Origin of the sequence: Neisseria mucosa (assembly GCF_013267835.1) — a bacterium.
In the GTDB taxonomy this organism is placed as follows: domain Bacteria; phylum Pseudomonadota; class Gammaproteobacteria; order Burkholderiales; family Neisseriaceae; genus Neisseria.
Map to the genome: position 1 here is coordinate 590650 of NZ_CP053939.1, position 12879 is coordinate 603528.

General features: G+C 52.0%; 15 protein-coding genes. 6 read left to right on the plus strand and 9 right to left on the minus strand.

From position 1 onward, the window contains the following. Positions 1 to 4: 4 nt before the first annotated feature. From FOC66_RS02750 to FOC66_RS02760, 3 genes are read right to left on the minus strand one after another with little or no spacing between them, the layout of a single operon-like run. A complete protein-coding gene (locus tag FOC66_RS02750) occupies positions 5 to 265 on the minus strand; it encodes a phosphopantetheine-binding protein (RefSeq protein WP_003680822.1) in 261 nt (86 codons plus the stop codon). Then, positions 262 to 1020, minus strand: coding sequence for a lysophospholipid acyltransferase family protein (locus FOC66_RS02755; protein ID WP_003746415.1), 759 nt, complete (start codon positions 1018 to 1020; stop codon positions 262 to 264). Before FOC66_RS02755 ends, FOC66_RS02750 begins: the two co-directional genes overlap by 4 nt. After that, entirely contained in the window at positions 1017 to 1778 is a 762-nt protein-coding gene (locus FOC66_RS02760) for a beta-ketoacyl synthase chain length factor (RefSeq protein WP_003746417.1), read from the minus strand. Before FOC66_RS02760 ends, FOC66_RS02755 begins: the two co-directional genes overlap by 4 nt. A gap of 110 nt (positions 1779 to 1888) precedes the next feature. Between FOC66_RS02760 and FOC66_RS02765 the strand changes: the two genes are divergently transcribed. The 3 genes from FOC66_RS02765 (at position 1889) to FOC66_RS02775 (ending at position 4400) form a co-directional block, all read left to right on the plus strand. Next, the gene (locus tag FOC66_RS02765; protein WP_003746419.1) at positions 1889 to 2377 is read left to right on the plus strand and encodes a thioester dehydrase; all 489 of its coding nucleotides are present in this window, start codon (positions 1889 to 1891) and stop codon (positions 2375 to 2377) included. 65 nt (positions 2378 to 2442) lie between these two features. Beyond that, positions 2443 to 3171 carry a 3-oxoacyl-ACP reductase FabG gene (gene fabG / locus FOC66_RS02770; protein ID WP_003746422.1) on the plus strand — a complete coding sequence of 243 codons (729 nt, stop codon included), beginning with the start codon at positions 2443 to 2445 and terminating at the stop codon, positions 3169 to 3171. Continuing rightward, entirely contained in the window at positions 3165 to 4400 is a 1236-nt protein-coding gene (locus FOC66_RS02775) for a beta-ketoacyl-ACP synthase (protein ID WP_036493600.1), read from the plus strand. The genes fabG and FOC66_RS02775 overlap by 7 nt, the downstream gene beginning before the upstream one ends. 94 nt (positions 4401 to 4494) lie before the next feature. Here FOC66_RS02775 and FOC66_RS02780 read toward each other — a convergent pair whose 3' ends face one another. The 6 genes from FOC66_RS02780 to rluD form a co-directional block, all read right to left on the minus strand. Further along, positions 4495 to 5019 (minus strand): RDD family protein, encoded by a 525-nt coding sequence (locus FOC66_RS02780; protein WP_003746425.1) that lies wholly within the window; start codon positions 5017 to 5019, stop codon positions 4495 to 4497. 91 nt (positions 5020 to 5110) lie between these two features. Then, a complete protein-coding gene (locus FOC66_RS02785) occupies positions 5111 to 5530 on the minus strand; it encodes a hypothetical protein (protein ID WP_003746427.1) in 420 nt (139 codons plus the stop codon). A 146-nt stretch (positions 5531 to 5676) separates the two neighbouring features. Continuing rightward, positions 5677 to 6678, minus strand: a complete 1002-nt coding sequence (gene holA, locus FOC66_RS02790; protein WP_003746429.1) for a DNA polymerase III subunit delta — start codon at positions 6676 to 6678, stop codon at positions 5677 to 5679. Continuing rightward, complete coding sequence (gene lptE, locus FOC66_RS02795) at positions 6678 to 7157, minus strand: LPS assembly lipoprotein LptE (RefSeq protein WP_003746431.1); 480 nt, start codon at positions 7155 to 7157, stop codon at positions 6678 to 6680. Before lptE ends, holA begins: the two co-directional genes overlap by 1 nt. Before the next feature lie 120 nt (positions 7158 to 7277). Then, a complete protein-coding gene (gene pgeF, locus FOC66_RS02800; protein WP_003746433.1) occupies positions 7278 to 8048 on the minus strand; it encodes a peptidoglycan editing factor PgeF in 771 nt (256 codons plus the stop codon). An 81-nt stretch (positions 8049 to 8129) separates the two neighbouring features. Further along, positions 8130 to 9254, minus strand: coding sequence for a 23S rRNA pseudouridine(1911/1915/1917) synthase RluD (gene rluD, locus FOC66_RS02805; RefSeq protein WP_003746436.1), 1125 nt, complete (start codon positions 9252 to 9254; stop codon positions 8130 to 8132). Between rluD and FOC66_RS02810 the strand changes: the two genes are divergently transcribed. The 3 genes from FOC66_RS02810 (at position 9253) to FOC66_RS02820 (ending at position 12878) form a co-directional block, all read left to right on the plus strand. Continuing rightward, a complete protein-coding gene (locus FOC66_RS02810) occupies positions 9253 to 10056 on the plus strand; it encodes an outer membrane protein assembly factor BamD (protein WP_003746438.1) in 804 nt (267 codons plus the stop codon). The two genes, rluD and FOC66_RS02810, sit on opposite strands and share 2 nt — an antisense overlap. 322 nt (positions 10057 to 10378) lie before the next feature. Next, complete coding sequence (locus FOC66_RS02815; protein WP_003746440.1) at positions 10379 to 11536, plus strand: ATP phosphoribosyltransferase regulatory subunit; 1158 nt, start codon at positions 10379 to 10381, stop codon at positions 11534 to 11536. A 43-nt stretch (positions 11537 to 11579) separates the two neighbouring features. Further along, positions 11580 to 12878 carry an adenylosuccinate synthase gene (locus tag FOC66_RS02820; RefSeq protein WP_003746442.1) on the plus strand — a complete coding sequence of 433 codons (1299 nt, stop codon included), beginning with the start codon at positions 11580 to 11582 and terminating at the stop codon, positions 12876 to 12878. Position 12879: the final 1 nt, after the last annotated feature.

The following is a 12879-nucleotide window of genomic DNA, read 5'->3' on the forward strand; positions in this document are numbered from 1 at the left end:
TCCCTTATGCTTGGCGGCTCTTGACGAACTCGGCCAGTGTTTTGACGTTGGCGAAGTTTTCGCGCAGGTTGTCGTTTTCACCGTCGAGCTGGAAGCCGAAGGTTTTTTGTACGGCCAAACCAAGTTCCAATGCATCAACCGAATCCAGACCCAGGCCGTCGTCGCCGAAAAGCGGATCTTCGCTGCCGATGTCGGCAACGGTAATGTCTTCCAGACCTAAGCTGTCGATGATTAATTGTTTAATTTGGTTTTCTAAATTGCTCATGTGGTTTTCCTTGTAAAATAGTCTTGCAGGTATTCGTTTAAACGCCTTGCGGCGATGGGCAGGGGTTTTTCTGCCAGCCATTCTTCCGGCAGGATGTCGTCGCCGACGGTAATTTCATAATGAATTTTTTGCGGCGGGATTTTGTACCACGGTTGCCCCTTTTTAAAATTGGGCGGCGTCATCTTGATGCACACGGGCGTGATGACCGATGCGCTGCGCAAACCGAGCGATACAGCGCCGCGGTGCATTTTAACCTGTCCGTCCCAACCTGTGCGCGTGCCTTCGGGGAAAATCAGCATACTTTGCCCGCTTTTGAACACGGCGTCGATTTCTTCCAACATTTCCATGCTTTCGTCGTTGGGGATGTAGCCGGAAGCGATAATTTGGCTTTTCATGCTGGGGTTGTGCAACAGGTCTTTTTTGACCAACACGTTCGGGTCGGGGAAGTGGCTGATCAGTAAAACAACATCCAAAAGCGAGGGATGGTTGGCAAGGATGAGCTGGCCGGGTCTGCCGAGTTTTTCCAAGCCGTTGAAGCGGACGCTCAATACCCCCGACCATTGCAGGTAGCCGACAAAGAAACGCCAAACTTTGCCTATCATGCGTCTTGCTTCAAGTTGGCGTTTGATGTCGCCTTTGGTCGATTTGAGCGTATAGGGTAAAAGTGCGATTTTGAACAATACGCCTGCAACGCCGAAGAGGATGAAGCCGAAGAGTGTGGCAAAAAAGCGACGGAAATAGTCTAAAGTCTTCATGCGTTTTTCTGCCAGTGCCAGTTTCTACCGGCATAGTGTTGCGTATGTTGTCGGCCGTCTGAAAGCAGGAAGCGTACCCACTCCAGGCTGCTCCAATAGGGCTCGACTGTTGTATCGTTAGGGTTTTCAGACGGCCTTGCGGATGTGGTTTCCAAGCTTAAGGTATAGTCTTCGCCCTTTGTAATCACCAGTGCCAATGCATAGGCAAACGGCGCACGTGTAGCCAGGACGGGATAGTCTTCGGACAAAGGATCATCGGCGACAATCACTAAAACAGACGGCGCGCCGTCTTGCAAAAGCGCGAATGCCTCGGTCAGCGCGGTTTCAAAGGAATCGGCGGCAACGGCCAACGCGGTATGCTCACTCATGTCTTTGCGCAACATCGACCATTGCCCAATCGTTGCGTTGTGGACGGACAGGCCGAATGAGGTCGGCGACACGGTATGCGTGTTCAAAAGCTCTTGCCACAATTCAAAGCTGCGGTTGCTTTCGCCGTCGTGCGAAACGTACACCGGGACGCTTTCGGGATATTGGTCGGCCAGATTCCATGCGGCATCGCAAACCAAGCGTGCCGCTTTTCCCAAGCGGCGGCGTTGCATTGGCGGTAAAAAGGAGAGCGCGGGTTTGCACTCCGGCAGTGAGGCGGTATCAAGTTTTCCCTGCGCCCAGTCCTGCCATTGCTCCGGCGTACTGATTTTGCTGGAGGAGGCCTGCCATGCGGCGATATTGAAGCTGAAACGGCAAACGTTTTGAGGCATGATGTCTTTCAGTGTTTTACATTTTCATACATTGTAATGAAATGGGTTAGTAAAAGCTAGGCTCTGTTATAATGCATATTGTAACGTAATTTATTCCCGGATGACATTTTATGCCTTCAATACCGAGTGCCCCGATTTATGATGTGGCTCCGCTGCTTCCGCACAGCGGACATATGGTGCTTATCGACTGTGTGAAAGAATTTGGCGATGACTATACGGTTTGCCGTGCGCCGGTTGGCGATAAGCATATTTTGCTGCAGGACGGCGTGTTGCCGTCTATGGCTTATATGGAATTGATGGCTCAGGGCATAGGCGCGTATGCAGGCATTGAGGCTTTAAAGGCCGGAGAGCCTGTACGCTTGGGTTTTTTATTGGGAACGCGCAAGCTGGATTTGTTTGCCGATTCCGTGCCTGTCGGTACTGAACTGGAAGTCAGGGCGCATGTGTCCATTCAGGATTTGGGCGGCATGGGCGTATTTGATTGCGAGTTGCGCTGGACGGATGCGCCGGAAGATGTGAAGCCTCTGTTGCCGCCGGACGGTTTGCTGGCAAAAGCCTCTTTGAATGTGTACAGTCCGAAAGACGGTCAAATCATTTAAACCGTTTACAAGGCCGTCTGAAAAGACAAAGATTCAGACGGCCTGTCGATATAGTGAGAAAACGTATGAGTGAAACTATTTTAATTACAGGGTCTAATCGCGGTATCGGCAAAGCTGTTGCGCTTGGTTTGGCGCAGGACGGCTTTGATATTGTCGTCCACTGCCGCAGCCGCCGTGATGAAGCGGAAGCTGTTGCGGAAGAAATCCGTGCATTGGGTAGAAATGCGCGTGTTTTGCAGTTTGACGTGTCCGACCGCGAAGCCTGCCGTGAAATTTTGACCGCCGACATTGAGGCAAACGGCACATATTACGGCGTGGTGCTGAATGCCGGATTGACGCGCGACAATGCGTTTCCTGCGTTTACAGATGATGATTGGGATTTGGTGCTGCGTACCAATTTGGACGGTTTTTATAATGTGTTGCACCCTTTGACCATGCCGATGATCCGCCGCCGTAAAGCAGGACGTATTGTGTGTATGGCGTCGGTATCCGGTTTGACGGGCAACCGCGGTCAGGTCAATTACAGCGCGTCCAAAGCGGGCTTGATCGGCGCGGCAAAAGCCTTGGCGGTTGAGTTGGCTAAACGCAAAATTACTGTCAACTGCGTGGCACCGGGCCTTATCGATACCGATATTATCGATGAGAACGTACCTGTCGAAGAAATCTTAAAGGCAGTCCCTGCCGCGCGTATGGGATTGCCGGAAGAAGTGGCGCATGCGGTGCGCTTTTTGATGGATGAGAAAGCGGCGTACATTACGCGCCAAGTGATTGCTGTGAACGGAGGTTTGTGTTGAATACCAGAAGAGTCGTTGTAACAGGTATCGGCGGTATTACCGCTTTCGGCCGTGATTGGCAAAGTATTCAGACGGCCTTTAAAGCTGAAAAAAACGCGGTCAAATACATGGACTGGAGCGGACGCTTTCCTGAATTGGAAGCGCAACTGGGTGCGCCAATTGAAGGCTACACTCCACCCGAACACTGGACGCGCAAGCAGCTCAGAAGTATGGGGCGCGTATCGCATTTGTGTGTCGATGCGGCGGAACAAGCCTTGACGGATGCGGGTTTGCTGGGTGATGAAAGCATCACCGATGGCCGTATGGGCGTGGCGTGCGGCTCGTCTGTCGGCAGTACCAAAGACATTGGCGATATGGGCGAACTTTTGATAACAGGCACATCGCGCAATTTCAACGCCAATACTTATGTGCGCATGATGCCGCATACGACTGCTGCCAATATCGGCATTTTCTTCGGATTGAAAGGACGTATTATCCCGACTTCGAGCGCGTGTTCTTCCGGCAGCCAAGGCATTGGTTATGCTTACGAAGCGATTAAATACGGCATGATTGATATGATGCTGGCTGGCGGCGGTGAAGAGTTTTGTCCGTCCGAAGTGTATGTATTCGATTCACTTTATGCCGCCAGCCGTCGTAACGGCGAACCTGAGCTGACGCCGCGCCCTTACGACAGCGGACGCGACGGCTTGGTGATTGGCGAAGGCGCAGGCATTTTCGTGTTGGAAGAATTGGAACACGCCCGTGCGCGTGGTGCGAAAATCTATGCCGAGCTTGTCGGCTACGGTGCCAACAGCGACGGCAGCCACGTTACCCAGCCGCAAAAAGAAACCATGCAGAAATGTATGGAGCTTGCGCTGAAAGACGCCGGTATTACGCCTGATAAAGTCGGCTATGTCAGCGGTCACGGTACGGCGACCGAAAAGGGCGATATTGCCGAAACATTGGCGACCGAGGCTGTGTTCGGATTCATCCCCATGAGTTCGCAAAAAAGCTACCTCGGCCATACACTCGGCGCGTGCGGCGCGTTGGAAGCCTGGTTCACCATCGAAATGATGAACAGCGGCTGGTTTGCGCCGACCGTCAATTTAGAAAACATCGATCCGCGTTGTGGTAAGGTAGATTACATTCAAACAGGCGGACGTGAAATTCAAACCGATTATGTGGTCAGCAATAACTTTGCCTTTGGCGGCGTCAATACTTCGCTGGTGTTCAAACGTTGGCAAGAATAATCATTGCTTGATGTTATGATTAAAGGCCGTCTGAAACTTATTTTGAGTTTCAGACGGCCTTTATTTTATTTACGGATTGAGCCGCTTTTGGATTTTATTCGTTTGTTTTCTTCTGATTCAAATCTACCAGCCTTGTTCCGGCCAAGAAGTCGTAGAGGAACTGGCGGTCGGGATGGAACAGGGCGAAGCCCCATGGCAGGATGAGCCAAATAAGTGCAGCACCGAATGCGCCTTTAGGAGGGATATTGAGCAGATGGCGCAATCCGGCGTAGGCAAACAGGGGGATGAAGACAATAAAAATGCTGGCCCAAATAAAGCGCAGGCGCAGTTGCGGCAGGGGCGGCTGAGTATCGTTTTTATCGGCCAAACCGATTTTCCATGTCTGCATGGCGAGGGTTTGGCCTTTTTTGTGCCAGTTGGCGCGGAAGTAGAGCCACCATGCGTAGAACAGAATCAGGCAGGTTGTCAGCATGGACAGGCGCGTGGAAACGGGATTGAGAAAGATGGCGGCAATACCGGCTGCAAGGGCGGCAATGCTGGTCACGGCGCCGGTCAGCAGAAGTTCGTAAACCAGTGCGGCGAGGCGGCGTTTGAGTGGGGCGGTGGGAAGGCGGGTCATAATGCGATGGAAACGGAAATGGGTTTGATGGCAATAAAAACAGGCCGTCTGAAACGGGGTGGGATGTTCAGACGGCCTGTTACTGTCGGGATTAGCGATGTGGACGTTTTTGACCGCGTGCCTGTTGGGCGGCCATTTGGTTCATTTCCTGACGGGTCGGACGTTTTTTGAAGATGGCGTGCGCTTCGTCAACGGAACATTTTTGCGACAGGCAAACCAAGGTAATCGCGTCTTTTTGATGTTGGCCGCCGCTGTGGTACATGCGGCGCAGGTTGGCTTCGTTGATACGGCCTTTTTCCGGATCGATGTCGAATTTTTTCAGGCGCTCGAGGAATTGGCGTTGCTGACGGCGTGAAGTCCAAACGAAACCGCCTGCGGCAGCGGCTACGATGATGACGGCCAACAGGATGGCCAGCGGCCATGAATCGACGATCAGAACGATGATGAGGCTTAATACGGCAGTGGTCAGCAGGGCCAGACCGCCGATGCGAAGTTTGGTTTTATTATCCATATGGTTGGTGTTTCCTTGTTTTTTGCTGGAAGAGGCCGTCTGAAATGCGAGGTTCAGACGGCCTGAATTTGAGTTTACGCTATTTTACAGTATTTTCTGTTTTTGGGGCGTATTGCGTGCAAGTTTCTTGACGCGCGGCAACGGTTTCAAGCGGCCAGCGAAGTGACGAGCTGTTTGAACTCGGTCCATGCATCGCCTTCTTCCGCGCCTTTGATGATGCGGTCGATTTTGGCGCAGGTTTTGAGCGCGTCAAGCAGGCGGTTGATGGAAATGCGTTTGGCCGCCATCGGTGCAAGGGTCTGCTTGTCGCCCCATAAGCGCAGGCTGTTGCGCAGGCTTTGGATGTTTTGTCCCTGCTTGAGTGCGGCAGTCAGGCGGATTAGGGTGCGGATGTCTTCGGCAACCGCCCACAACAGCAAAACCGGCTCTTCGCCTTCTTCTTCCAAACCGTCCAGCAAACGGGAAACGCGCAGGGCATCGCCTTTCATCCATGCGCCGGCCAGTTGAAATACGTCGAAACGGGCGACGGTGGCAACCGCGGCCTCTGCGTCGGCAATATTGATCAAATGGCCTTTGGGATGGAGCAGGGCGAGTTTTTCGATTTCCTGACGGGCGGCCAAAAGATTGCCTTCGACGCGCTCGGCAAACAGGGCGAGTGCTTCAGGTTCGATGTCCAAACCCTGCTGTTTCAGACGGCCTTGTATCCATTGCGGCAAAGCATGTGGCGCAACGGCTTTGGCTTCTAAGACGATGCCTTTGCCGGCTAATGCGGAAAACCATTTGGACTGGATTTGCGCTTTTTCAAGCTTGGGCAGGAGGATGAGCGTAACCGTATCTTCGGGCAGGCGTTCGGCGAAGGCTTGCAGGGCATCGCCTCCGTTTTTGCCGGGTTTGCCGTTGGGAATATGGATTTCCAGCAGTTTCAAATCGGCAAACAAACCTGCACTGCCGGCACTTTGCAACAGCTCGTTCCAGTCAAAATTGTTTTCAGCGGTATAGACTTCGCGGTTGAGATAACCTTGTTTTTTTGCGGCTGCGCGCAGCGTATCCAAAGCCTCGATGCGCAACAAATCCTCTTCGCCGTGGATGATGTACAACGGCTTGAGCGGCGTATCGGGGCGCAGGCTCTCAATGGGCGCGGCAGCCATTATTGCGCCTTCAAGAAAGTCAGGCGGCGGACGATTTGATCTGCAGCATCGATGCGCATTTCAGACCAAATGGTTTCTTCCTCTTCCTGTTTGCCCAAGACTTCGCTGTCGGCGTAGTCCATGGTGCGGTGAACCTTAACTTCCATCGGTTCGCCAACAGGCTCGCCGTTGCGGAAAGCTTGGGCTTTGACGATCATGGCCAGCAGGTATTCATTGACTGCGGCGGCGCGGGTGATGGTGTAGATGTCGCGGCGTTTTTGAAAGTCGACAACGCGCAGGGTGATTTGTGATTCGGCTTCGCTAACCGGATGGCCGTCGGCACGGCGTAAGGCATTTTCCAGCGCTTTTTGCATGACGGCTCCGCCTTCTACATGCCAGTTCTGATAAGGCAGCGGCTGAGAAGTCACGCCTGTGCCTTTCAGGTGGAAACCGCAAGAGGCAAGCAATAGGGCGAGTGCGGGCAATAGGATTTTTTTCATTGGATATTCCTTCGTTGAAACCGGTTACGGTATCGTCGGATTATAACGAATAATGTTTAGGCCGTCTGAAACCGTAAACGGAAAGTATTTCAGACGGCCTTGTCTTTGATGGTGCAAATCTTATTTTTCCAACCAGATCAGGCTGACCATGCGGCCGGTTTGTCCGTCGCGGCGGTAGGAGAAGAAAGTATCGCGTTCCAAGACGGTGCAATGGGTGCCGCTATAAATCATGTTCACGCCTTCGCGGTGCAGAACCATGCGCGCCAAAGCGTAAATGTCGGCAAGGTATTTGCCGCCGCCGATGTCTTCAAACGCATCGACAGCTTCCGGCATGGGTGTGCAAAACGCATCAAATACATCTTGCCCCACCTCAAACGCATCAGGACCGATGGCAGGGGCGAGATAGGCCATGATTTCCAACGGCTCGACCTTCATTGCCGCAATGGTGTTTTGCAAAACACCGCCGGCCAAACCGCGCCAACCTGCATGGGCTGCTGCAACCACCGTCCCTGCTTTGTCGCAAAACAAGACGGGCAGACAGTCGGCAGTCATGGAAGCGCAGGCGACCGTGCCCGTCGTATCCACCGAGGCATCGGCATCGGGCGTATTGCCTAACGCTTCGGCGGCGTTCACAACAATGGTGCTGTGGATTTGATTGAGGTAGGCAACGGGCAGGCCGACTTGTTCCTGGACGATTTCACGGTTGCGGAGCACGGCTTGCAGATTGTCGCCGACGTGCGAACCGACATTCAGGCTGCGGTACACGCCTTCGCTGACACCGCCGTTGCGCGTGGTAATAAGCGTTTTAACATTGGCAGGGGCAGGCCAGTCGGCAGTCAAAAAGTTCTTGCCTTGGGGAGCGAGGTTTAGGGTATCTGTGATGGTTTTCATAATCTTTGAATCGCTGAAATATTGGAACGGATTGATTTCAGACGGCCTGAAATAATATTTTAGGCCGTCTGAAAAATGGGTTTAATCCCTTACGTAAACGACTTCGACATCGTAGTCGTCTTCATTCCAATCGTCGTCATCGTCCGTACCGAATTTCTCCTGCCATTCTTCTTCATTACTTAAAGACGAATCCAAACCGGCTTCCAAACGCAGGACGGAAAGCAGGTGGTACATATCGTCAGGCATAGGCGCTTCAAAGGAAACAGTTTCGCCGGTTTTCGGATGGACAAAGCTCAAGCGGTAGGCATGCAGGGCTTGGCGCGCGCCGAGGGCTTTGACGGCTTCTTTAACTGCGTCGCTGCACGGGTGGCGCAGGTTGCCGTAAACAGGGTCGGCGGCCAGCGGATGGTTGGCTTCGCGCATATGGACGCGGATTTGGTGGGTGCGGCCGGTTTCGAGCGAGCATTCGATGTAGCTATGTGCCAGATAACGTTCCAACACTTTGACGTGGGTGATGGCAGGTTTGCCGCCGAATTTGACGACTGCCATTTTCAGGCGGTTGTGCGGATCGCGGCCGATTTGGGTTTCGATTTTACCGTCAAAAGGAACGATGCCGTTGGCGATTGCGCGGTAAATGCGTTTGACTGTGCGCTCTTGAAGCTGTTGAACCAGTGAGTTTTGCGCCGGCAGGGTCTTGGCGACCACCATTAGGCCGCTGGTTTCTTTGTCCAAACGGTGTACGATGCCCGCACGAGGCACTTGGCTTAATTCGGGACAGTGCGCCAACAGGCCGTTGAGCAGGGTGCCGCTCCAGTTGCCTGAAGCAGGGTGGACGACCAATCCGGCCGGTTTGTTGATGACGATGACGGTATCGTCTTCATAAATAATGTCCAAATCCATCGGTTCGGGCGTGAACGCGAGGTTTTCTTCGCTCGGACGTACCGTAACGGCAATCAATTCACCGCCTATCATTTTATCTTTGGGTTGAGCGGGCTTATCGTTTACAATGACTGCACCCTCTTTAATCCACGAACTCAGGCGGCTGCGCGAGTAGTCGGGCATGAGTTTGGCCAATACGGCATCCAGCCTTCCGCCCGCCATTTCGAGCGGAACGGTCAAATTAACACAACTTTCTGTTTCGGGGGATGACGGAAAGTCTAAATCATCGCTATAATCGGCTTCGTTATCAAAGGAAGTATTCTGCATGAAAAAAATTCTTTTAGTAGTTTCTTTAGGTTTGGCACTGAGTGCCTGCGCAAATAAAGGCACAATCGATAAAGACGCCCAAATTACTCAAGATTGGAGTGTGGAAAAGCTTTATGCCGAAGCGCAAGACGAGTTGAACAGCAACAATTATACGCGAGCTGTCAAGTTATACGAAATTTTAGAATCCCGTTTTCCAAACGGCCGCTATGCACAGCAGTCCCAGTTGGATACGGCGTATGCCTATTATAAAGACGATGAGCCGGAAAAAGCCTTGGCTGCCATCGCGCGCTTCCAACGCCATCATCCGCAACATCCGAATATGGACTACGCGCTGTACTTGAAAGGCTTGGTCCTGTTTAACGAAGACCAGTCTTTCTTGAACAAGCTGGCTTCCCAAGACTGGTCCGACCGCGATCCGAAAGCCAACCGCGATGCTTATCAGGCGTTTGCAGAGTTGGTGCAACGTTATCCAAACAGCAAATACGCTGCCGATGCAACCGAACGCATGGCCAAGCTGGTGGACGCTTTGGGCGGTAACGAAATGTCTGTGGCGCGTTATTACATGAAACGCGGTGCTTATGTCGCAGCGGCCAACCGTGCGCAAAAAATCGTTAGCCGTTACCAAAATACCCGTTACGTCGAAGAAGCTTTGGCGATGATGGAATTGGCATACAAAAAACTGGACAAGCCGCAACTGGCTGCCGATACACACCGCGTTTTGGAAACCAACTTCCCGCAAAGCCCGTTCTTGCAACACGAATGGCGATCTGACGATATGCCTTGGTGGCGTTACTGGCGTTAAGCGTCGAGTTGTTCAGGCATGAACAAGGCCGTCTGAAAATGATGCATCTATGCATTTGGTTTTCAGACGGCCTTTGTTTTTAATGTTTTTTTACGTTTCCTGCAAACAGGGTGCAAAATTCGTTTTAATATGGTAAAGTCTGATTTTAATAACTCGACGGTTTGAAGCCGTTACTCAGGGGCTGTTTAAATTTAAAATCAGTTTTGTTGAAGCCGCATCGGATTTGCCGTTGATGCATTCAGGAAAATTCCAGTCGTCAGGCTGATTTGGTTTTAAATTTAAGCAGCCCTTTGTGTTTACAAAAAAACAGAGGTAGATTCTCATGAAGTCTTGGCAGCTTCCTGAACACGTTGCCGACGTGTTACCGATTAATGCCCGACAACTGGAAAGCGCCCGTGAGCGGCTGTTGGCTTTGTTTCGCGTGCATGGTTATGAATTGGTGCAACCGCCATTGATGGAATACAGCCATTCCTTATTGACGCATATCGATGCCGGTTTGTCTTTGAAAACCATTTTAGTCGTCGATCAGCTCAGCGGCCGCCAGCTCGGTATCCGAGCGGATATTACGCCGCAGGTAGCGCGTATTGATGCCCATTTGCTTTCTGCCAACCAAGGTATCAACCGTTTATGCTATGCCGGTTCGGTGCTTCATGCGCGACCTGACGGATTGCTCAATATGCGCGAGCCTTTGCAGGCGGGTGCGGAAATGTACGGCTTGGAAGGTATTGAAGCGGATATTGAATTGATTGATTTGATGCTGAAAAGCATGAAGATTGCCGACATGGGCGAGGTCTTGCTTTCATTGGGCCATATCGGCGTATTCCGCGCATTAGCACATGCCGCGCATTTGGATGAGCAGAAATCAGCAACCCTGCTGTCATTGATGCAGGACAAAGATGCCGAGGCTGTCAGCCAGTTGGTCAAGGAATGGAAACTCGACGGCATGTGGGCAAAAGCGTTTTCACTGTTGCCCCGACTGTACGGCGGTCGCGAAGTGCTGACTTTGGCTCGTGAGAAATTACCGGAATTATCCGCAGTCAGTGCGGCGCTGGATGAATTGCAGGCCGTATGCGACGCGTTCCCAAATCAAAAAGTGCATATCGATTTATCGGAATTGCGCGTTGACAATTACCATACCGGCTTGCTTTACGCGGCTTATGGTTCAAATCTTCATGATGCAGTGGCACGCGGCGGCCGTTATGACGGATTGGGCGGATACTTTGGACGTGCGCGTCCGGCTGCCGGATTCAGTTTTGATTTGCGCAGCTTTATCGGCCGCCTTCCCGCTATCGGACGGGAGTCCGTGGTGGCGGTCGATGTCAAAGACATGCCTGCGGCTCAAGAAGCGGTAGATGCTTTGCGCGAACAAGGACAATGTGTCGTTATCGATTACGGTATCGGCTACAACGGTTCGGAAGAGGTTACAGGCCGTCTGAAACAAGTGGACGGCGTTTGGAAAGTAATCGATTTGAACGATTGAGTTTTATTTTGAAATTTTGTATCTGAAATAAGGTTAGATGGCTATGGCTAAAAATGTTGTCGTAATCGGTGCCCAATGGGGTGATGAAGGCAAAGGTAAGATTGTTGACTGGCTGGCAGAAGAAACCAGCGGTGTTGTACGTTTCCAAGGCGGCCACAATGCCGGCCATACTTTGGTTGTCGGCGGCAAAAAAACCATTTTGCGCCTGATTCCAAGCGGCATTTTGCATGAGACTTTGGACTGCTTCATCGGCTCAGGTGTCGTGGTTTCTCCTGAAGCATTGCTGGGTGAAATCGACGAATTGAACGCCGCCGGTGTGAAAAACGTTGAAGGCCGTCTGAAAATTGCGCCGACCTGCCCATTGATTCTGCCTTACCACATTGCGCTTGACCAAGCACGCGAAGCTTCCCGCGGTAAAAGCAAAATTGGTACAACCGGTCGTGGCATCGGCCCAGCCTATGAAGATAAAGTTGCCCGTCGTGCGATTCGCGTGGTGGACTTGTTGCACCCTGAAAAACTGGTTGAAAAACTGGAAGCTGTTTTGGCTTATTACAATGTTCAGTTGCAACACTTGCACAATGCCGAGCCGGTAAAAGTTGAAGACGTGATGGCTGTGATTGAAAAAGTTGCACCGCGCATTGCGCCGATGATTACCGATGTTTCCCGTGTTTTGAACGAGAAAAACCGCAAAGGCGAAAGCCTGCTGTTTGAGGGTGCACAAGGTACGTTGCTGGACATCGACTACGGTACTTATCCGTTTGTAACTTCGTCCAACTGCTTGGCCGGTGCCGCTTCTGCCGGTGCAGGCGTAGGCCCGCAAATGCTGGATTACGTTTTGGGTATTGTTAAAGCCTATACGACCCGCGTGGGTTCCGGCCCATTCCCGACTGAATTGTTTGACGAAGTGGGTGCAGGCTTGGCTGAGCGCGGTCATGAGTTCGGCTCCGTAACCGGTCGTGCGCGTCGTTGCGGTTGGTTTGACGCGGCTGCGTTGAAACGCTCCATTCAAGTTAACGGCATTTCCGGCATGTGCATTACCAAGCTGGATGTCATGGACGGTATTGAGAACATCAATATCTGCGTAGGCTATGAATTGCCTGATGGCAGCAAAACCGACATTCTGCCTTGCGGCTCTGACGCGGTGGAAACCTGCAAACCGATTTACGAAACCATGCCGGGTTGGAGCGAGTCGACTTTCGGCGTGAAAGAATACGATAAGCTGCCTGAAAACGCTAAAGCTTACCTGAAACGTATTGAAGAAGTTTGCGGCGCGCCTGTGGCCATTGTTTCAACCGGTCCTGACCGTGAAGAAACTATTGTTTTGCACCATCCGTTTGCTTAAT

Coding starts and splice junctions, on each gene's coding strand:
- FOC66_RS02750 (WP_003680822.1), bottom strand. CDS start 265: ATGAGCAATTTAGAAAACCAAATTAAACAATTAATCATCGACAGCTTA.
- FOC66_RS02755 (WP_003746415.1), bottom strand. CDS start 1,020: ATGAAGACTTTAGACTATTTCCGTCGCTTTTTTGCCACACTCTTCGGC.
- FOC66_RS02760 (WP_003746417.1), bottom strand. CDS start 1,778: ATGCCTCAAAACGTTTGCCGTTTCAGCTTCAATATCGCCGCATGGCAG.
- FOC66_RS02765 (WP_003746419.1), top strand. CDS start 1,889: ATGCCTTCAATACCGAGTGCCCCGATTTATGATGTGGCTCCGCTGCTT.
- fabG (WP_003746422.1), top strand. CDS start 2,443: ATGAGTGAAACTATTTTAATTACAGGGTCTAATCGCGGTATCGGCAAA.
- FOC66_RS02780 (WP_003746425.1), bottom strand. CDS start 5,019: ATGACCCGCCTTCCCACCGCCCCACTCAAACGCCGCCTCGCCGCACTG.
- FOC66_RS02785 (WP_003746427.1), bottom strand. CDS start 5,530: ATGGATAATAAAACCAAACTTCGCATCGGCGGTCTGGCCCTGCTGACC.
- holA (WP_003746429.1), bottom strand. CDS start 6,678: ATGGCTGCCGCGCCCATTGAGAGCCTGCGCCCCGATACGCCGCTCAAG.
- lptE (WP_003746431.1), bottom strand. CDS start 7,157: ATGAAAAAAATCCTATTGCCCGCACTCGCCCTATTGCTTGCCTCTTGC.
- pgeF (WP_003746433.1), bottom strand. CDS start 8,048: ATGAAAACCATCACAGATACCCTAAACCTCGCTCCCCAAGGCAAGAAC.
- FOC66_RS02810 (WP_003746438.1), top strand. CDS start 9,253: ATGAAAAAAATTCTTTTAGTAGTTTCTTTAGGTTTGGCACTGAGTGCC.
- rluD (WP_003746436.1), bottom strand. CDS start 9,254: ATGCAGAATACTTCCTTTGATAACGAAGCCGATTATAGCGATGATTTA.
- FOC66_RS02815 (WP_003746440.1), top strand. CDS start 10,379: ATGAAGTCTTGGCAGCTTCCTGAACACGTTGCCGACGTGTTACCGATT.
- FOC66_RS02820 (WP_003746442.1), top strand. CDS start 11,580: ATGGCTAAAAATGTTGTCGTAATCGGTGCCCAATGGGGTGATGAAGGC.